This is a genomic window from Micrococcus terreus, from assembly GCF_900116905.1.
Taxonomy (GTDB): Bacteria; Actinomycetota; Actinomycetes; order Actinomycetales; family Micrococcaceae; genus Citricoccus; species Citricoccus terreus.
In genome coordinates this window covers 252,510-270,367 of the sequence record NZ_FPCG01000004.1, presented here as the reverse complement: position 1 = coordinate 270,367, position 17,858 = coordinate 252,510, and the positions used below count along the sequence as shown (strand labels likewise).

General features: G+C 65.6%; 13 protein-coding genes and 1 pseudogene. 7 read left to right on the top strand and 7 right to left on the bottom strand.

Annotated elements, in window-relative coordinates; all coding sequences use genetic code 11:
* The first annotated feature begins 25 nt into the window (after positions 1–25).
* From mobF to BM355_RS07070, 4 genes and pseudogenes are all read left to right on the top strand, one after another.
* Positions 26–3,562 (top strand): annotated as a pseudogene (gene mobF, locus BM355_RS07085) (MobF family relaxase).
* Between the two features lie 45 nt (positions 3,563–3,607).
* Positions 3,608–3,838 (top strand): helix-turn-helix domain-containing protein, encoded by a 231-nt coding sequence (locus BM355_RS07080; RefSeq protein ID WP_245760659.1) that lies wholly within the window; start codon positions 3,608–3,610, stop codon positions 3,836–3,838.
* A gap of 48 nt (positions 3,839–3,886) precedes the next feature.
* On the top strand, positions 3,887–5,401 hold the full coding sequence (locus BM355_RS07075) for a hypothetical protein (protein WP_091696562.1): 1,515 nt from the start codon (positions 3,887–3,889) through the stop codon (positions 5,399–5,401).
* Complete coding sequence (locus BM355_RS07070) at positions 5,398–6,291, top strand: DNA adenine methylase (RefSeq protein ID WP_091696559.1); 894 nt, start codon at positions 5,398–5,400, stop codon at positions 6,289–6,291. The genes BM355_RS07075 and BM355_RS07070 overlap by 4 nt, the downstream gene beginning before the upstream one ends.
* A gap of 48 nt (positions 6,292–6,339) precedes the next feature.
* Here the strand turns inward: BM355_RS07070 and BM355_RS07065 are convergent, their stop codons facing one another.
* The 6 genes from BM355_RS07065 to BM355_RS07040 form a co-directional block, all read right to left on the bottom strand.
* Positions 6,340–7,590 (bottom strand): AlbA family DNA-binding domain-containing protein, encoded by a 1,251-nt coding sequence (locus tag BM355_RS07065; protein ID WP_091696557.1) that lies wholly within the window; start codon positions 7,588–7,590, stop codon positions 6,340–6,342.
* Positions 7,591–7,774: 184 nt separating this feature from the next.
* A complete protein-coding gene (locus BM355_RS07060) occupies positions 7,775–8,887 on the bottom strand; it encodes a hypothetical protein (RefSeq protein WP_091696554.1) in 1,113 nt (370 codons plus the stop codon).
* A gap of 302 nt (positions 8,888–9,189) precedes the next feature.
* Positions 9,190–10,320 carry an NAD(P)/FAD-dependent oxidoreductase gene (locus BM355_RS07055; RefSeq protein WP_177227873.1) on the bottom strand — a complete coding sequence of 377 codons (1,131 nt, stop codon included), beginning with the start codon at positions 10,318–10,320 and terminating at the stop codon, positions 9,190–9,192.
* 141 nt (positions 10,321–10,461) lie between these two features.
* Positions 10,462–10,764 (bottom strand): putative quinol monooxygenase, encoded by a 303-nt coding sequence (locus BM355_RS07050; protein ID WP_091696548.1) that lies wholly within the window; start codon positions 10,762–10,764, stop codon positions 10,462–10,464.
* On the bottom strand, positions 10,761–11,330 hold the full coding sequence (locus tag BM355_RS07045) for a type 1 glutamine amidotransferase domain-containing protein (protein WP_091696546.1): 570 nt from the start codon (positions 11,328–11,330) through the stop codon (positions 10,761–10,763). Before BM355_RS07045 ends, BM355_RS07050 begins: the two co-directional genes overlap by 4 nt.
* Before the next feature lies 1 nt (position 11,331).
* Positions 11,332–12,498, bottom strand: coding sequence for a glutathione-independent formaldehyde dehydrogenase (locus tag BM355_RS07040; RefSeq protein WP_091696544.1), 1,167 nt, complete (start codon positions 12,496–12,498; stop codon positions 11,332–11,334).
* A 466-nt stretch (positions 12,499–12,964) separates the two neighbouring features.
* Here BM355_RS07040 and BM355_RS07035 point away from each other — a divergent pair, with 466 nt between their 5' ends.
* Positions 12,965–13,762, top strand: coding sequence for a MerR family transcriptional regulator (locus tag BM355_RS07035; protein ID WP_091696542.1), 798 nt, complete (start codon positions 12,965–12,967; stop codon positions 13,760–13,762).
* A 296-nt stretch (positions 13,763–14,058) separates the two neighbouring features.
* Positions 14,059–15,711 carry an AbgT family transporter gene (locus BM355_RS07030; RefSeq protein WP_091696539.1) on the top strand — a complete coding sequence of 551 codons (1,653 nt, stop codon included), beginning with the start codon at positions 14,059–14,061 and terminating at the stop codon, positions 15,709–15,711.
* A gap of 21 nt (positions 15,712–15,732) precedes the next feature.
* On the opposite strand, the gene BM355_RS07025 is transcribed toward BM355_RS07030, so the two are convergent.
* Positions 15,733–16,797, bottom strand: coding sequence for an SH3 domain-containing protein (locus BM355_RS07025; protein ID WP_091696536.1), 1,065 nt, complete (start codon positions 16,795–16,797; stop codon positions 15,733–15,735).
* Positions 16,798–17,003: 206 nt separating this feature from the next.
* Here BM355_RS07025 and BM355_RS07020 point away from each other — a divergent pair, with 206 nt between their 5' ends.
* Positions 17,004–17,705: a DUF4190 domain-containing protein gene (locus BM355_RS07020; protein WP_091696533.1), complete on the top strand. Its 702-nt coding sequence runs from the start codon at positions 17,004–17,006 to the stop codon at positions 17,703–17,705.
* Positions 17,706–17,858 lie beyond the last annotated feature (153 nt).

The window sequence follows — 17,858 nt, the reverse complement described above, 5'->3', positions numbered from 1 at the left end:
GTACCTGCAATACGTGACGGTCTCGATGCGCGTGATGTCGGCGAGTGACGGGTATAAGTACCTGTTTCGCACCGTCGCGGCCGGAGACGGTGACCGCTCGCTCTCGACTCCGTTGACGCGATAGTACAACGCCGAGGGCACCTCGCCGGGTCGCTGGCTCGGCGCCGGAGTCGCCATGCTCGGCAGCGGACGGATCAGCGTGGGCGGTCAGGTCTCCGAAGCCCAGCTCCAGCTCCTGGTCGGCATGGGCCGCGACCCGATCACCGGGGAACCGCTCGGTCGCGCCTACCCGGAATACCGGAGCGTGGCCGAGCGGATAGAGGCCCGCACCGGTGCACTCGACCCGGCCCTCGACCCTGCCTCACGAGCCGAAGCAGTTGCGGCAATCGAGGCCGAGGAGTCCGAGCGCGGGACGCGCCGGGCGGTTGCGGGGTTCGACTTCACGTTCAGCACCCCGAAGTCCGCGAGCGCACTCTGGGCGGTCGCTGATGCCGGGACGCAGACGCTGATTGCGGACGGTCATCATGCGGCGGTCGCGGAGGTGATTGCGTTCATGGAGCGGGAGGTTGCAGCCACGCGCACGGGCGCAACCGGCCGCGACGGCGCGGTTGCACAGGTCGACGTCCGGGGCCTGATCGCGACGGCGTTCCATCACTACGACAGCAGGGCGGGTGATCCGCACCTGCACACGCACGTCGTCATCAGCAACAAGGTGCAGACCGTCCTCGAGGGCAAATGGCGGAGCCTTGATGGGCGGCCGATGCAGGCCGCCGTGGTCGCTCTCTCCGAGTTGCACGGGGCGGTCTTCGCTGACCATCTCACGCGGATGCTCGGGGTCGGCTGGGAGGCGCGCGACATGGGTCGCGACCGTAACCCCGCCTGGGCGGTCACCGCGGTGCCGGAGGCGCTGGTCAAGGAGTTCTCCACCCGTGCTCGGCACATCGACGCCGAGACCGACCGCCTCATCGAGCGCTACATCTCCGAGCATGGGCGGCGGCCGTCGCCGGCGACGATCATGAAGCTCCGTGCCCAGGCCACCCTCTCCACACGGCCGGAGAAGGAGATGCGGTCGCTGGCCGACCTCACCGCCTCCTGGCGGGAACGGGCCGGGCGGGTGCTCGGGGCGGATGCGACCTCGTGGGCGCGCGGCGTGACGGCGAACGAGGAGCCGTTGCTGCTGCGTGCCGACGACGTGCCGCTGGACTTGATCGCCTCGTTTGGGCAGGACGTCGTGGACGCGGTCGGTGAGAAGCGCTCCACCTGGCATCGATGGAACCTCACGGCCGAGGCCGCGAGGCAGACGATGGCCTTCCGGTTCGAGTCGACCGAAGATCGAGAAGCCGTTGTCAGCCTGGTCATGGATGCCGCCGAGGCCGCGTCGTTGCGCCTGACCGCGCCGGAGCTCGCATCCAGCCCGGCCGTGTTCCGTCGGACGGACGGCACGAGTGTGTTCCGGCCGAAGCACTCCGCGCTGTTCTCCTCCGAGGTGCTGCTGACGGCCGAAGACCGCCTTCTCGAGCGCGCCCGCACCACCACGGCCCCGACCGTGCCGCTGACCACCGTCGAACGAATCACGAAGCGCGCTGACAGCAAGGGCCGGATGCTCGGCGAAGACCAGGCGGCCGCACTGACGAAGATCGCGGTCTCCGGGCGGATGGTCGGTTTGCTGGTCGGCCCGGCGGGGGCTGGGAAGACGACGGCGATGTCGGCGTTGCGGCGGGCGTGGGAGCACGAGCACGGGCGCGGCAGCGTGGTCGGGCTCGCGCCGTCAGCGGTCGCCGCGCAGGTCTTGGCCGATGACCTTGGCATCCAGACCGAGAACACGGCGAAGTGGCTCGACAGTCACGACCGCACCGGCGAGACGTCCGCCAAGGGTCAGCTCGTCATCGTCGATGAGGCGTCCCTGGCTGGCACGCTCTCCCTCGACCGCATCACCGCCCTCGCTGCGGAGGCCGGGGCGAAGGTGCTGCTCGTCGGGGATCACGCCCAGCTCCAGTCGGTCACGGCCGGCGGAGCGTTCTCCCTCCTCGTTCACGACCGCGATGACGCCCCCGAGCTGGTCGACGTGCACCGGTTCGTCAACCCGTGGGAGAAGACCGCGTCCCTCGCGCTGCGCCACGGCCGCACCGATGTCATCGACACCTACGCCGAGCACTGCCGCGTGATCGGCGGGGAGACCGAGGCGATGATCGACGCTGCCTACACCGCCTGACGCTCCGACACTCTCGTCGGGCGGGCGAGGGTCCTCGTGACCGACTCCAACGAGTCCGTCCAGGCGCTCAACAACAGGGCACGGGCCGATCTCACCCTCGACGGCACCGTGAACGCCCGCCGCGAGGTCGAACTACACAACGGCACCCGTACCGCGGCCGGGGATACCGTCATCACCCGCCGCAACGACCGACGCCTTCGCGCCGGCCGCTCCTGGGTCCGCAACGGCGACAGATGGACGGTCACCGAAGTCCGCGACGACGGCGCCCTCACCCTCCGCCGCGCAGGGCGCAAGTGGGGTGCCCACGTCGTGATCCCGGCCGAGTACGCGGCCGAACATCTCGACCTCGGCTACGCCGTCACGTCCTACCGGGCGCAGGGCATCACCGTGGACACATCGCACGTCCTGGCGGATGCCTCGATGACCAGAGAGACGTTCTACGTCGCCATGACAAGGGGACGCGAGCAGAACATCGCCTACGTCGCCGTTGACAAGCCCGACTCCGCCCACGACGGCCCGCACCCCGGCGACAACGAGGAAGCGACCGCCCGGTCGGTGCTTTTCGGGGTGCTACAGCACGTCGGCGCCGAGCCGTCCGCGCACGAGACGATCACCACCGAGCAGGACGCCTGGGGCTCGATCGCCCAGCTCGCCGCCGAGTACGAGACCCTGGTCGCGGCCGCACAGCACGACCGCTGGGCCGCACTAATCCGCTACTCCGGTCTCAGTGACGACGACGCAGACGACGCGATCACCTCTCCCGCCTTCGGAGCGCTGACCGCCGAGCTCCGGCGAGCCGAGGCGAACCAACACGATGTCGAGACCCTGCTCCCACGCCTCGTGCGAGCACGCGGGTTCGGGGACGCCGACGACATCGCCGCTGCCCTGCACTACCGGGTCGCGAGGGCGACCGCCCGCCTCGCCAGGTCCGGGGGTGCCCGGAAGAGACCGCGGCTGAACGCCGGCCTGATCCCCGAGGCCACCGGCACCATGTCCCCGGACATGCGGCAGGCGCTGACCGAGCGACGCGACCTCATCGAGACCCGAGCCGGTACTCTCCTCGACACGGCGCTCGCCGAGAATCACGAGTGGATCACGAAGCTCGGCGTCCAGCCGAAGCAGGCACGAGCGGCCCAACCATGGCGGAACGCCGCTCGCACCATCGCTGCCTACCGCGACCGCTACGGCGTCAATGGGCCTGCACCCCTCGCGGCACCCGCCGAGGCCGAGTCGCGAAAGCTCGACACTGCCCGCGCCCGCGCTGCGCTTGACCGAACTCGCTCGCTCGAAGGAGAGCCGAAAGGCGCGCGCCAATCGCCTGCTGCTAGGCCGGTCGGACCCTCCTTGTAGCGCCTGAACGCCAACGTACGGACGCCGCGACCTGGTAGCGTGAAGATGCGTCCCGCACAAGGAGGCTACGAAAAGGTGCCGGAAGATAACGAGGTTCTGACCGCTGATGAGGCGGCAGCGCTCTTGCGTGTCTCCACCAAGACGGTGCTCTCACTCGCCCGCGCGGGGTCGCTGCCTGGGGAGAAGGTGGGACGTGCTTGGCGCTTCGTGAGGAGCGATGTCCTTGCGTACGTCCGCGGCGCACTGCCGCAGGCAGGAGCGGAGCACAATGAGTGAGGCCGTGACGGCGCTGTCCGAGATGAACGGCGCAAAAGGCGGCGACGAATGCTAGATACATCGAACTGGCCCGAAGTTGAGCTTGATGTCTTGAAGGAAGTCCAACTCGACCCGAAGAACGTCCGCCTTGAAGTGGCCGACGCGAAGGTCGAGGCCGACATCATTGAAGACCTGTTCGTCAACGAAGATGCATTGGGGCTTGTCGAGGGCATCTGCAAGGTCGGCTATCTGACGCACGAGACGCCGGTCGTCCTGAAGCGACGCGGTAAGTACGTGATGGTTGAGGGGAACCGCAGGCTCGCTGCACTCAAAGCCATCCAGAACCCGATGCTGGTCCCCGACTATCAGGCGCGGGTCGCGTCGCTGGCGGCCCTTCTGCCAGACCGCTCTGTGCTCTCGAAGGTCCGGGTCATGGTTGCACCGAACCAGACCGAAGCGGATCAGTTGATCGCGGCTATCCACACCGGGAATTTGCGGCGGGCTTGGAGTCCCAGCAGGCAGGCGGCGTTCTTCCAGGCGCAGATCGACGCGGGGAGGAAGCTCCGTGAACTTCTGACTAGGTATCCTACGATCGACGTTCGCAAGTTCGTTTTCCGAGCGCACATCATCAATCTCTTCAAGTCCGTGCAGTACGACGAGGCCGAGCTTCAAGACTTCCTCGCAACGAAGAAGTGGGCCAGGGGCCTATCGACGCTGGCGCGCATCTACGAGTCGAAAGAGTTCCTTGACCTGACGGGGCTTGCGATGGATTCAGACGGCAACGTCACGAAGACGCTCTCGGATGCAGTCTTCAAGGATGTTGCTACCGCGATCGTTCGCGGGATGTACGACGAGAACATCAATACGCGCAGCCTGAACTCGGTCTCAAGTCCTCGCTACACGCAACTGATGAAGGAACTGCGTCAGATCGTTGCCGACGCGGGAGACACAGCTCCTACTGACCCCACGACCCCGATTACAGGAACGACTCCCGGCGGAGGGGACAACCCGCCGTCCGGTGGCCCCGGCGCTAAGCCGACTCCGCCCACGGGAGCACCCGGTCCTGGAGAACCTCCGAGCGGTGCGCCTGGCCCCACGGGGCCGAAGCCTCCGAGGAAGCGTCCGGCCAAGAAGAAGCTCAGGAACCTTGACCTCGGGCAGATCAAGGCTCCCGCGAGTTACCCCGAAGGGTTGAAACTGCTGCTCGGCGAACTCTCTGAGGTCGACGTGCAAAAGTTCCCTAACGCCACCTTCCTCATGCTCCGGGCCGTACTGGAGAAGTCGATCAAGGCATATGCGGAGGCAAGGTCGATCGACATCAAGGGCTCCGGGAACAACCAGAACGGCCGTGTCCAACTCGGCCACGCCCTAGATTGGCTCTTGGAACACGTAAAGGCGAGCGGCCCGAAGTACCTGGTCCAGGTCATCGAGGGTGTCAGGACAGGGAAGCTCGTTACTTACACGAACTCAGGCGACTCGCTCAATGCGATCAACCACAACCACCACTTCCTAGTCGATCCCGACCAGGCGTTCTCAATGTGGGCCTCCATCGACTCGATCATGAGATACGTGATGAAGCCATGAGCACGAGCGCCATCGGGGTGTCCACACGACGCCCGCGAATATCCCCGCTCCGGTACCCAGGCGGCAAGTCTGCCTTGTACTCGCGCCTCCGCAAGATGATCCGAGACATGGATCTCGCAGGCTGCACCTACGTCGAGCCGTATGCGGGCGGAGTCGGCGCCGGTCTCAGTCTTCTAGTAACGGGGCAGGTCGAGCGCGTCGTCATCAACGACCTAGACCCGGCTATTCACGCATTCTGGACTACCGTTCAGTCCGAGCCCGGATGGCTGATCGAGCGAATCCATAAGGCCAAGCTTGACGTCACCGAGTGGCGGCGGCAGCGCGAAATCTATGTTGCCGCCGACACCAGCGATCTGTCACAGCTCGGATTTGCGACCTTCTATCTCAATCGCACAAACAGGTCCGGCGTGCTCAACGGCGGTCCGATCGGCGGGCTAGACCAAACGGGTAACTACAAGATCGACGCCCGCTTCAACCGGGACGGCCTTGTTGAACGTATCCGCATACTGTCGCTCTATGCCGACAACATCGTCCCGACGTCGCGCGATGGCATCGAAGTCATCTCTGAGTACGCTCCCAAGGACGATGTCTTCATATACGCCGACCCGCCCTACTTCGAGAAGGCCGGGTCGTTGTACCTCAACGCCTTCTCTGCGACCGACCACGAAGACCTTGCGCGAGTCCTCAACTCCGTCGCAGACAGGCCGTGGGTTCTCACCTATGACAACGCTCCACAGGTGGCGGAGCTCTACGCGGCGCGTCGGCGTCGAGAGTTTGAGCTCCACTACTCAGCGCATCGCGTTGGCAAAGCCACTGAGATCGCCGTGCTCTCTGAATCCGTTCCAGAGATCGGACAGGGCTGGCCGCTCACACCGACAACGTTGACGTAGCCCGCTCCTACGGGACGAAGCCCGCCCACCGCAGAAGTGGCGGAAGAACTATGCCTCCTCGCGCTCGGGCGGACGGATCAGCCGTACGTTTGATACACCGCCTTGGTTGACGCAATCCTGAGCGAGGTCGTGAACGTGCCAGTAGAAGTCCAGGTCGGCCTCCACCGCGTTCACGGTGGTCTCGACAGGTATGTAGCGATGCAATGGCGTGGAGACACCGTCGTAAGAGTGACCGAGGTTGTTCACAGTCAGGATCGCCAGTGGCTCTGAACCGGACCACTCGATCCCGACGCGCACGTCGTACTCATCGTTGCCCGTCGCGTCGGCGGTCGCCCTGATGAGAGCCATCAGGTCTGCAACGCCGCACTCGACCGCGTCCGACTGGACCTGCGATCCCTCGAAGTACCCGTCGCTACTCATGCGATGGCCGCCGATTGCGGCTGCGAGCGTGACTGATCCGTCGTGGTGGAGACTCGCCCATGCTTCCTTCCACATTGATCGATCGCCTGTTGCGGTGTTGACGGCGACCCAACGGCGCAACCCCGGTCGTGGATTGTGCCGGTCGACGTTCTCCAGCGGGTGCACACCGCCACGTCCGGCGTGGAACAGGGCGAGGCCTTCGGCCCGGGTCAGCACGTCGCGCGCTCCGTCGTGCGTCAGGCGGTTGTGGCGGCGAGGGAGGTGCGGGTGGGCGACAGCGATCAGCCAGGCGCGTTCGCTCGTGGTCCGCCCACCCGCGGTCTCGGCATACAGGTTGTCGAGTGCTTCGCTGGCGTGGCGGCGTTCATCGAAGCGAGCTCGGTACATCGCCTCGATCTGTCGTTCCTTCATCCATACGGTGTCGGAGTCGTTGCGCACCGGCGCGCCGAAGTAGTCGTTGCGGTAGATCAGGTGCGGTCCGTCGACGCTTGCCGGCACTTCCACGACGACAGCACGTGCACCCTCAACTCCGAGACGGTGCACGTTGAGGCCGAAGACAGGCGGGGAGATAGCGGTGATCGCTGCGGAGCGCAGGGATCGCTCGTACGCTTCATCGAACTCTCCGACGTCGACCCGCTCTGTCGCGGCCTTCTGCGACTCGCGTACTCCGAACACGATGATGCCGCCGCCACTGTTCGCCATCGCTGCGACATCCTTGGGGAAGTCCGTTTGCGGTAGTCCCTTCGCCGGCGGCAACTCTGACTTCCAGTCCAGATCGTTCGTCTCCACGACGCCGTCGCTCACCGCCGCATCCAGCAGTTCGTCCGTCAGCGGTCCAGGAGCGGACCCGAGGGCGCGATGCAGAGCGGTGAAGGTCATTATTCCAGCATACGGATCTTCCACGAGGATGTGAGCGCGGTCTACAGCTGACCATCTCCAGAGTGTGCCGCACCGATCTGGAGTCCACGGCTGTGAGCACGTCTGTCAAGGGGTTCGTTCTCAACGGAGTGGTTTGCCTCGGCCAGATCGATGAGGCGATGCTCAAGGGGCGGTAGGCATCTGCTCAAGAATTTGCAGTCCTGACGCCGGAGTTCGGCATGGAGAAAGCCCGACCTGAAGCGTCGACCAATCGCATGGATGCGCCGAGCAGCCGGTCGTCGTACGGCAGAGGCTCAGGTGTCTGGAGATGGTACTCGCTGTCACCGGGGCCGAGTTCGTCCCAGGCTGTCTTACTCGAGATATGATCTACACTCGACGTGATGTCGTCAAGGAGTTCAGGAAGGCTGTGGAGCTTTGCGACAACTTTCGTGCCGTGCCGTGTCCCGGCGCCGGTGCGGCCGAGGAGGTCGGCTGCGTCCTTGTCGGTGACGACGACATGACAGTAGGGGATGGCAAGGCTGAGCGCGTCGATATCTCGAAGCATGTTCCAAGACCAGCTACGCCCCTTGTTCCGGAAAAGCAGCGCTTTCATGTCCGCGGAGATCCGGGCTGTGGGAACACGTTCCATGAACGCGACGGCCTTCGCGCGGCTTGCCATGCCGGTGCTACCCCCGGTGATCATCGACAGCGTAAGCCGATAGTCGGCGAAGAGGTCGTTGAGCAGGTCGGTGTACTCGTGATGGATCTCGCGCGCCATCACTAAGGCTCGTAGCTCGTCCGTGTCGGGGCTGCGGTCGGCGAGCTGCTCTGAGAGCCATTGCTCGTATTCGACGCGACTACCGGGACGGCTCTCGAGAACGCGCGGCGCGACGTATCCGAGATCAACCAGGCCCGGTAGCTCGTCCGGCAAAGGGCCAGCGAACACTGCAGCCTCGGCGTACTGATTGAGATGTCGTAGACGCGTCGTGTCGACGTCGATCACCTGCCCTTCGTCGTTCACGACTTTGAATAAGGCCTGCACACCGCTGAACGCCCAATGGACGCCAACGCCGAGGACCTCGGGTCGCGGCGGGCGGAATGCGGGGCGTCCAAGCGTCTCGTGAAGCGCAACCAGGAACTGATGTCGCATGAGCACAGGCTGCGCTCGGATCGTTTGCATGAGCGAGATAGGCGCGACCACATCGGTGAGGTTCTTCCGCTGTCGCCAGTCCAAGATGCGCCCGGTTTCCGCATAGTGGATCGCTGACAGCGGAAAGCGGACTCCCCTCGCGGCAGCGGCTCGTACCGCATCCAGCACTCGCTGGTCCTCGTTATGCTGGGGGCGTCCGACGTTCGCGCGAGCGAGTCGAATCCATACCCACTGATCCAGGTATACGGCTGGATGCGAGAGTTTCAACCCAACCTCGTGCACTACTCGTCACCATGTTTCGTCGTCGAGGCGTCTCCGTCGAGCTGCAGACGAGTCAGGAACGACAAAGCCACAGCTCGTCGATTCTCAGGGTTGTCTTCGAGTCTCCTGCGGTCCGCTTCTTCAAGCAGCGGGCTCGGGATCCGGCCTCGTAAGGCATGTAGTACCCCCACGCGATGGGGAGACACGCCCTAGCCCTGAGCCTCGCCGAGGCACGCTTCGGGCGTGAGCTCGGCGCGGAGACCGCCGCCGGTCGCAGCCTGGGCAAGAGCGCGCCCCAGCGCAGGTGCCTGCTTGAACAGATTGTGACCGGCCACAAAAAAGACAGACCCTGCCTCCCACACGGCCACGCCGTCCTCACTCCACGGGAGGTCGGTCACCCAGCAGTGAAGGAAGTCGCGCGGCTCTGGGTGGAGACCGGGCAGCGCCCGTGTCACGTATTCGCGTGCGCGTTCGTCCAGCGACCGAATGGCCGCCGGGTCAATGAAAGTACCGTCGTCGCGGACGCCGACGGTGTCGCTGAGTCCGACCGAATAGCTGCTGTTGCCCGGTAGCGGCGTCGCGTAGACGCCGACTTCGCCATAGACGCCGCTGCTGTCCTGCAGGCAAGCGACTCGTGCCGGGGCGGCGGCTTTCACGTCGAAGGTCAGCCGGACGTGTGCGGCAAGGCGAACCGGCAGCGACAGGCCGACGCTGCGTGCCAGGCGGGCGGTTTCCCGGCCGGCGCACACGACCACCTTGGAGTAGACAGCCCGGTCGGTGACGCTGCGGACCTCGACCGTCCCGTCGGCGCGGGGATCGATGGAGATGACCTCACCGGTGGTGACCGCATCTGCCAGGGCACCCGTGAGTGCCGTGATCGCGGCGCGGGTGCGGATCGCGCCGCCCGACTCGTCGAGCACCGCCGGCCCCGAGTAGCCAGCGAGCAGCGGCATCCTCTGGGCGACCTCGGCCGCGTCGATCTCGTGCGCTTCCACGCCGCCGACCTGGTCGAGCACCCGCAGCCGCTCCAGGGCGCTGTCTCCGATCGCCAGGACACCGTCTGATGAGACCAGCTCGACGTCGAAGTGTTCGGCCCACTCATCCCATACGCCGCGGCTTTCGCGCGCGAAAGCAACGAGTCGCGGGTCGTCGTGGGCATGTCGGAAGATCCGCGACTCGCCTGCGGACTGACCCGTCCCGGGCAGACCAGCCTCGTACAAACGCACCGGCACGCCCTGCTCCCGAAGAGCGTACGCCGTCGACAGACCAACGATCCCGCCCCCGATCACTGCTACCTCGGGTGAACGCGTCGTGGCAACGCCGTCGTCAGTTCCTGTCATCGCGGTTCCTCGATCTGTTGGTGATGAGCGAAAGGCCGCAGGAGAAGGGGCCGCTGCCACGACGTCAGCGGGCTGTGTAAGCCCGAAGTCACCGCGCGCGGCGACCCCTCCTCTCTGGGCCAGTGCTCCCGTCCTGTGGTGTCAGGCGGGGAGTTTGGAGCCCAGTACGTCGAGCTTCTCGATCGTCGGTTCGGAGAACAACGTGCCCGTCTGCTCGCCGAGAGCCACCGCAACAGGGCCGGTCAGGTGGGCGTCACGTCCGGCGTCATCGGGGAACACGTCGAAGATCCCGAACGAGGTCGGCCCGAGGCGGATCGCGAACCACGCGGTGGTCGCCTGCTCGTCCTCAACAAGCGCACGTCCGCTGTCAAGGAACTCCTTCACGTCGTCCTCCTTCCCGGGCAACGCGTCAAACCTGACCAGCAATCCCTTGGTCACACTCATGACTTCTCCTCTTCCTTTGTCGGGGTGCCCGCGAGTTGGGACACTATCGCCTCGGAGAACGCCGGCAGGTCCTCCGGCGAGCGGCTGGTGATCAGGTTCCCGTCGACCACCACCTCCTGGTCGACGACCTCCGCACCGGCGTTGCGCAGGTCGGTGCGAATGCTCGGGAACGACGTCAGGGTGCGACCGGCGGCCACGCCAGCCTCGATCAACGTCCACGGCCCGTGACAGATCGCCGCCACTGGCTTGCCGCTCTCGACGAAGTCGCGGACGAAGGAAACGGCGTCCTTGTCGACCCGGAGCTGGTCGGGGTTCACCGTGCCGCCGGGAAGCAGCAGGGCGTCGTAGTCGCCCACCGAGGCGTCGGCGACCAGCCCGTCGACGGTGAACGTGCCCGCTTCATCCAGGTCGTTCTTACGGGCCTTGATCTCGCCGTCGTGGATCGAGAGGACCTCGGTCTGAGCGCCCGCGCGGTCCAGTACTTCGCGGGGTTGCTCGAGCTCAACGCGTTCGACTCCATCGGCGGCGAGGATTGCGACCTTCTTGCCCTGAAGATCTGCTGCCATATCAGCTTGCCGCTTTTCCGTTGGACATGCCGGGCTTGATGACGACCTTGGTCCAACCCTCGGACCTGGAGTCGAAGTTCCTGTAGGCGTCGGCAGCCTGATCCAGCGAGATCTCGTGGGAGACGATCCAGGACGGCTTCGCCTTGTCAGCCGCAATGAGGTCTCGCAGCCGACGGTTGTACCGCTTGACCGGGGCCTGACCGTTACCCATGGTCTGTCCCTTGAACCAGTGGGTGCCGAAGTCGATGGCCACCTTGCCCTGCTTGGCCAATTCGTCCTTGGCCCCCGGGTCCTGGGGCACGAACACGCCGACGGTGCCGATCCCGCCGGTGAACCGCACCGAGTTGATGAGCATGTTCAAGGTGGCAGCCGGATCTTCGTTGCCCTCAGGATCGTGGGCCTGGTATCCGACGCACTCGCAGCCGCGGTCGGCTCCGAGCCCCATGGTCTCGTCCAGCACAGCCTGCACGGGGTCGACCTTGGAGTCGTCGATGGCGATCGCTCCGATCTGCTCGGCCAGCGCGAGCCGGTCGGGATGACGATCGACCACCATCACCTTCGAGGCACCCTTGATCGTCGCGGACAGGGCGGCCATCAGTCCCACGGGGCCGGCCCCGGCGATCACGACGCTGTCGCCCGGGATCACGCCGGCCATCTCGGTGGCGTGGTAGCCGGTGGGGAAGATGTCGGAGAGCATGACGTAGTCGTTCTCCTTGTCCTGCGCGTCTTCACCCAGGCGCAGCGCGTTGTGGTCTCCGAAGGGCACCCGGAGCAGTTCTGCCTGCCCGCCGCCGTACTGGCCCATTTCGGCGAAGCCGTAGGCCGCACCGGCGGCCGACGGGTCAGGTTGCGTCGTCAGGCAGTAGTTCGTGAGCCCGCGCTCGCAGTTCTTGCAGAACCCGCACGAGATGTTGAAGGGCAGCACGACCCGGTCGCCCACCTTGACCTTCTCAACTCCCTTGCCGATCTCCACCACCTCTCCCATGTTCTCGTGACCGAACGTCCGGCCCTTCTCGAAGGAGGTTCGCCCCTCGTACATGTGCAGGTCCGAGCCGCAGATGTTGGTCGTTGTCACCCTGACCAGCACATCGGTGGGCCGCTCGATCTTCGCGTCCGGAACATCCGTGACTGCGACATCGTGCGGTCCCTGATAGACCACAGCCTTCATGGTGAAACTCCAATCGTTGGTTGATGGTCTGACTTTCGAGACGGTACACCCTCCACCCACAACGAACGAGGGGGTCGTAGGTACATCAGGCCGAACCCGGGGGCTAACCCGGACCGTTCACGACGCCGCGGAGTGATCGGCGCGTAGAAGCACGGCACGACGAAAGTGATCAAGAAGCAGGGGCTAGGGGCAGCCTGACGGCCGGAATCACGCAGAATCCGGTCTCGCGGGAGCAGTCTGGACGCCTGGGGGTCAAGGGGTCGCAGGTTCAATACCTGTCAGCCCGACCGCATGATGTCTCGTGGCATCGAAAAAGTCGGACCTGCATTCCTGTAGGTTTAGCTGTTTTCATGGTGGCTCCATCTGGGCGCCCCGGTCAGTGGGCAGTCGCGTGTCGGGTGCGTCTGCGAGAGATCTGCGGCGCAGGACTTGACCCTCACACTGTGGCAGCTGGAACAAAGGACGCATGATGAAGATCGGAGACTTCGCCCGACTCGGTCAGGTGTCGGTTCGGATGCTGCGCCACTACGACGCGATCGGGCTGCTGCGGCCTGCGCACGTGGATGTGGGCACCGGCTACCGCTCCTACGATCCCGAGCAGCTCCACGCCCTCAACCGTCTCGTAGCTCTCAAGGACCTCGGCTTCACTCTCGAGCAGGTGCGTGAGCTGCTTGTCGACGACGTGGGTCCGCGCGAGTTGCGGGGCATGCTTCGCCTCAGACAGGTGGAGTTGGAGGCCGAGGAGCGCGCCGTCAGGACCAGGCTGGCGGCGGTTGAGTCGAGGCTCCGGATGATCGAGAAGGAGAACCACATGCCCACCGACTACGTCATCAAGTCCCAGCCCGCACTGCGGCTGATCGCCCGGACTGCGACGCTCGACCCAGACCGGATGGGCGAGCACATCGGCCCGATGTTCGACGCCGTCGCTGATGCGATCGCCCATGCTCCGGGCGCATTGGAGACGCCCGTGGCGACTTACGCGCCCAGCGACGACGGCATGGACGTCGTGGTCGGCTATGCAACCAGCCTCAGCCAGGCACCTCAGGGCACCGAACTCGTCGACCTGCCAGCAGTGCAGGCCGTGTGCGGTGTGCACCTGGGACCGATGACGACCATCCATGAGAGCTGGCAGGAGATGCATCGCTGGATCGTGGACAACGGGTACGAACCCGCCGGGTCATGCCGTGAGCTGTACGTCCGGGCCGAGGCCGAGGACCAAGCCGACTGGGTGACTGAGCTGCAGCAGCCGGTGTCTCGAAGCTGATTCCGCCGTGCCGCGTCCGCACAGCTGAGCATCGCGGGTGTGCTCAGCTGTGCGGACCGGCTAGCTACTCCAGCAGGAGCGCGGCACGAGGTCCCGGGTTCCCGGTGGGGACGAGTCAGCTCCGGGCGGGCTGCCGCTGTTCGGCGCGGACACCGTCAATGCCAGGACTCCGCGCTCAGCCGTCAGCGCCCGATGACCCGCGCACATGACGCCGCAGGTCTCCGAACGCTGTCCGGCGCTTCGTCCGGATCCTAAACTGGCCACGTCCCCCACCCCAGAGACACCAGAGGTCTGCCTTGTCCTCCCTCCCCACCGGCACCCCCACGTCCCGCAGCCTCGGGGACCGCCTGCTCGGCGGCGTCGAGAAGTGGGGCAACCGCCTGCCGGATCCCCTGATCCTCTTCACCGGACTCTTCCTGATCGTCGCGGTGCTCTCCACCGTCTTCGGTGCCCTGGGCACCACGGTCACCGTGCCAGGTTCGGAGGAGGGCCCGGTCACGGTCAAACCGTTCTTCAGTGGTGAGGGCCTGTCCTGGTTCACCACCACGCTGGGGGAGAACTACATCGGCTTCCCGCCGCTGGTCAACGTGTTGCCCATCATCCTGGCGGTTGGCGTGGCCGAGGGATCCGGTCTGCTCGGCACCTCCATCCGGATGATGTTCGGCTCGGCTCCGCGCTGGCTGCTGCCCTACGCGGTGGCCTTCGTGGGCGTGATGGGCAACTTGATGAGCGACACCGCATTCGTCGTCATTCCTCCTCTGGCTGCGCTGGTCTTCGCCGCTGCGGGACGTCACCCCATGGCCGGCCTGCTGGGTGGATTCGCAGCCGCTGGCGCCGCCTTCTCCACCAACCTGCTGCCGTCCCCGATCGACGGCAACTTCGCCGGCATCACCACCAGTGTCATCGGAGCGCTGCCCTCGGACCTGGCCATCGACCCGGTCACCATCGTCTCCAACTACTGGATCAACATCGCCTCGTCGCTGGTCATCATCCTGGCCACCGGCCTGCTGATCGACCGCGTCCTGGAGCCCCGCCTGGAGCGCATGGGTGTCTCCCGCACGCGGGTGGACACCACAGACCTTCCCGACGACGGCTTCGTCACCTCGGGTGACCAGCCCGCCCCGAGCGGTGCCTCGCCGGGTGGAAAGACCACCGACGAGCAGCAGGACGTGGATGTGGAGGTCACGCCTCAGCAACGCCGTGCGGTCCGGTGGGCGATGATCGCCGGAGCGGTGTTCCTGGCTCTGGTCCTGGTCGCCGTGCTGCCTGCTGGCTCGGCCTGGCGGAACGAGGAGGGGGCGTTCCTGCCCCGCTCGCCCTTCATGAGCTCCATCGTGTTCCTGATCGTGGCGTTCTTCCTGCTCACCGGCATCGTCTACGGCAAGGTCGCCGGGACCATCCAGTCCGGGGGTGACGTCGGACGTCTGATGGGCGAGGGACTGAAAACGATGCTCACCTTCCTGGTGCTGGCCTTTGTGCTGGCACAGTTCCTGGCGCTGTTCACCTGGTCCAACCTGGGCACTGTGGCAGCGGTGAAGGGTGCCGAGGGGCTGGAGAGCATCGGGCTGACCGGTCCTGTGGTGATCCTGCTGTTCATCCTGCTCTGCGCGGGCGTGAACCTGATCATCACGTCCGGCACCTCCATGTGGGGACTGATGGCAGCCGTGTTCGTGCCGATGTTCGCTCTGATCGGCTTTGAGCCGGCCTTCGTCCAGGCGGCGTTCCGGATCGGTGACTCCTCGACCCAGATCATCACGCCGTTGAACCCGTATCTGATCGTCTTGCTGGGCATGGTGCGTCGCTACGAGCCGGCGGCGGGTCTGGGCACCCTGATCTCACGACTGCTTCCCTTCACCATCGTGTTCTTCATCGTCTGGACGGTGACGCTGGGAGTCTTCTACGCCTTCGACCTGCCGATCGGGCCGGGCAACGGCATCCACCTGGACTGACCAGGTGGATGCCGCCACGGATCACCAGCCCCGGAAACGGTAGCCCTGCTTGTTCCAGAACGAGTCGCCCCACGTGCGGGTGAGCTGAGTGGCACCGATGCCGCCGGTCTGCTCGATGGTGCGGAACCGCGTCTTGGTGCTGTCCGTCCAGCCGTTGAAGATGACTACGTGGCCGGCGGCACCGGCGCTGGCCGGATCGCCGAGGTTGCCGATGATGTCCCCTCGCTGCAGGCTGCTCTTGGCGATCGGGTAGAACTTGCTCGTCAGATTCCCGGTGTAGTAGCTCTGATCGCGCAGGTTGTAGGCCATGGCGATCATGCCGGAGCAGTCGGTGCGCCAGCGGTAGCCATCAGCATCCGGTCCGGCGGTGTAGTTGTACATCGAGTAGGGGATGCGCCGGTTCACCCAGTTCATGCCGCGGTCCAGGACGCGCTGCCGGGCGGCGCTGATGTCCGGCGCAGGAGCGCTGGTGGTGCATTCCTTCAGCCCCGTGGCGTCGGGGATCCGCACATAGGCGCGGGAGACGTAGCCGGTCCTGCCACCGTACGTGACCTTGCCCCAGTAGTGGGTGGAGTAGGTGCCGTTGACGGTCTGACCCGGAGTCTGGCATTGGACGGTGATCGCGGCGCCGGAGGGAATGGTGGCCAGCGCGGTGGTGCCGGTGTTGGTGCCGGACCGCACTGTCAGTGACGCGGTGGCGTATCCGGTGACCCCGGTGGTCGGGACGGGAGTGCTGGTGCTGCACGCACCCAGTCCGGTGGCGTCCGGTACCCGGATATAGGCGCGGGAGACGTAACCGGTCTTGCCGCCGTAGGTGACCTTGCCCCAATAGTGGGTCGAATAGGTGCCGTTGATGGTCTGACCGGCCGTCTGACACTGCACCGAGACGGCCACACCTGCCGGAATGGTGGTCAATGCGGTGGTGCTGGTGTTGGTCCCGGATCTGACCGTGACGGATGCCGTGGTGTAGCCGGTGGCTGCGGCGTGGGCGGCCGGAATGCCGAGTAGGCCGGCCCCGGTGATGGTGAGCAACGTGGTGGCTGAGGCCGCCGCGATGCGTCTGCGCAGGGTGGATCGAATGGTCATGAGAATTCCCGTTTCAGTTCAGAGCGACTGAACTGCCGCTGATGATGATCGCCACCCATCCCCGAGTGGTGATGTGCGTCACAGCAGACCCCTTGACCTGGAAGAGCCATAGCAGGGGCTCGATGACCTAGTGTTCTGCGCAGAAGGGGTTGGAATCGCGTGAGTTCACGGTTCGCTCCTGCTGACCACCGACGAGGAGAACCCAGATGAGCCACCAGGCGCCCGGTCCGAACGAGACCGCGAACAATCCCTACGGACAGACGCACGGACAGGACCCTCGAGGACAGGCCCCGCAGGGGTATCACCAGCAGGGGTATGCTCCGGGCGGCTACCCCCAGGGCGGATACGGCCAGCCCCCGCAACGGCCGGGGAACGGCTTCGGGGTGGCGGCACTGGTGGTGGGCATCATCGCCCTGCTGCTCGCCTGGATCCCTGTCATCAACATCGGGGCCATCGTGCTGGGCGTCATCGCCGTCATCCTGGGCATCCTGGGGCTGCGCAAGAAGTTCGCCGGCAAGGGCATGTCGATCGCCGGCATCGTCCTGGGTGCTCTGGCCATCATCGGATCGGTGATCGTGCTGATCGCCACGGCTGCCTTCGTGGGGCTGGTGGAGGAGGAGATCCAGCGGACTGAAGGCCAGGAGTTCTCGGTGGAGTACATCGCCACCGTCGACCAGGGCGAGGCGCAGGTGAGCTACGGAAGCGCTGGCGGCTCCTCCACGGAGTCCATCACGGGGGAGTGGAACGAGGAGACCACCGTGACCGGGTTCAACCTGCTCTCGGTCACCGTCACCGGTGATGCCACGGCCGGGGAACAGCAGCTGGGCTGCGAGATCCGCGTCAACGGAGAGACCGTTGCGGAGGAGACCGGCACCAGCCTGGCAGCCTGCTCAGCGCCGACCCGCTGATCCAGCAGAGCCACCATGCCAGGCGTGCCCGTCCCCACCACCGGGGGCGGGCACGCTCGTATGATCTGGGCGGATGCAGATCACCGAATAAACACGGTGAACAGGGGTGTACATCCGGGACGGCCAGGGACATGATCGGGGTGTCCCCGCAAT

Excerpts from the sequence above, each read along its gene's own strand:
- BM355_RS07025 (WP_091696536.1), bottom strand. The coding sequence starts at position 16,797 with ATGACCATTCGATCCACCCTGCGCAGACGCATCGCGGCGGCCTCAGCC.
- BM355_RS07050 (WP_091696548.1), bottom strand. The coding sequence starts at position 10,764 with ATGAGTGTGACCAAGGGATTGCTGGTCAGGTTTGACGCGTTGCCCGGG.
- BM355_RS07055 (WP_177227873.1), bottom strand. The coding sequence starts at position 10,320 with ATGACAGGAACTGACGACGGCGTTGCCACGACGCGTTCACCCGAGGTA.
- BM355_RS07020 (WP_091696533.1), top strand. The coding sequence starts at position 17,004 with ATGAGCCACCAGGCGCCCGGTCCGAACGAGACCGCGAACAATCCCTAC.
- BM355_RS07070 (WP_091696559.1), top strand. The coding sequence starts at position 5,398 with ATGAGCACGAGCGCCATCGGGGTGTCCACACGACGCCCGCGAATATCC.
- BM355_RS07065 (WP_091696557.1), bottom strand. The coding sequence starts at position 7,590 with ATGACCTTCACCGCTCTGCATCGCGCCCTCGGGTCCGCTCCTGGACCG.
- BM355_RS07035 (WP_091696542.1), top strand. The coding sequence starts at position 12,965 with ATGATGAAGATCGGAGACTTCGCCCGACTCGGTCAGGTGTCGGTTCGG.
- BM355_RS07075 (WP_091696562.1), top strand. The coding sequence starts at position 3,887 with ATGCTAGATACATCGAACTGGCCCGAAGTTGAGCTTGATGTCTTGAAG.
- BM355_RS07045 (WP_091696546.1), bottom strand. The coding sequence starts at position 11,330 with ATGGCAGCAGATCTTCAGGGCAAGAAGGTCGCAATCCTCGCCGCCGAT.
- BM355_RS07080 (WP_245760659.1), top strand. The coding sequence starts at position 3,608 with ATGCGTCCCGCACAAGGAGGCTACGAAAAGGTGCCGGAAGATAACGAG.
- BM355_RS07040 (WP_091696544.1), bottom strand. The coding sequence starts at position 12,498 with ATGAAGGCTGTGGTCTATCAGGGACCGCACGATGTCGCAGTCACGGAT.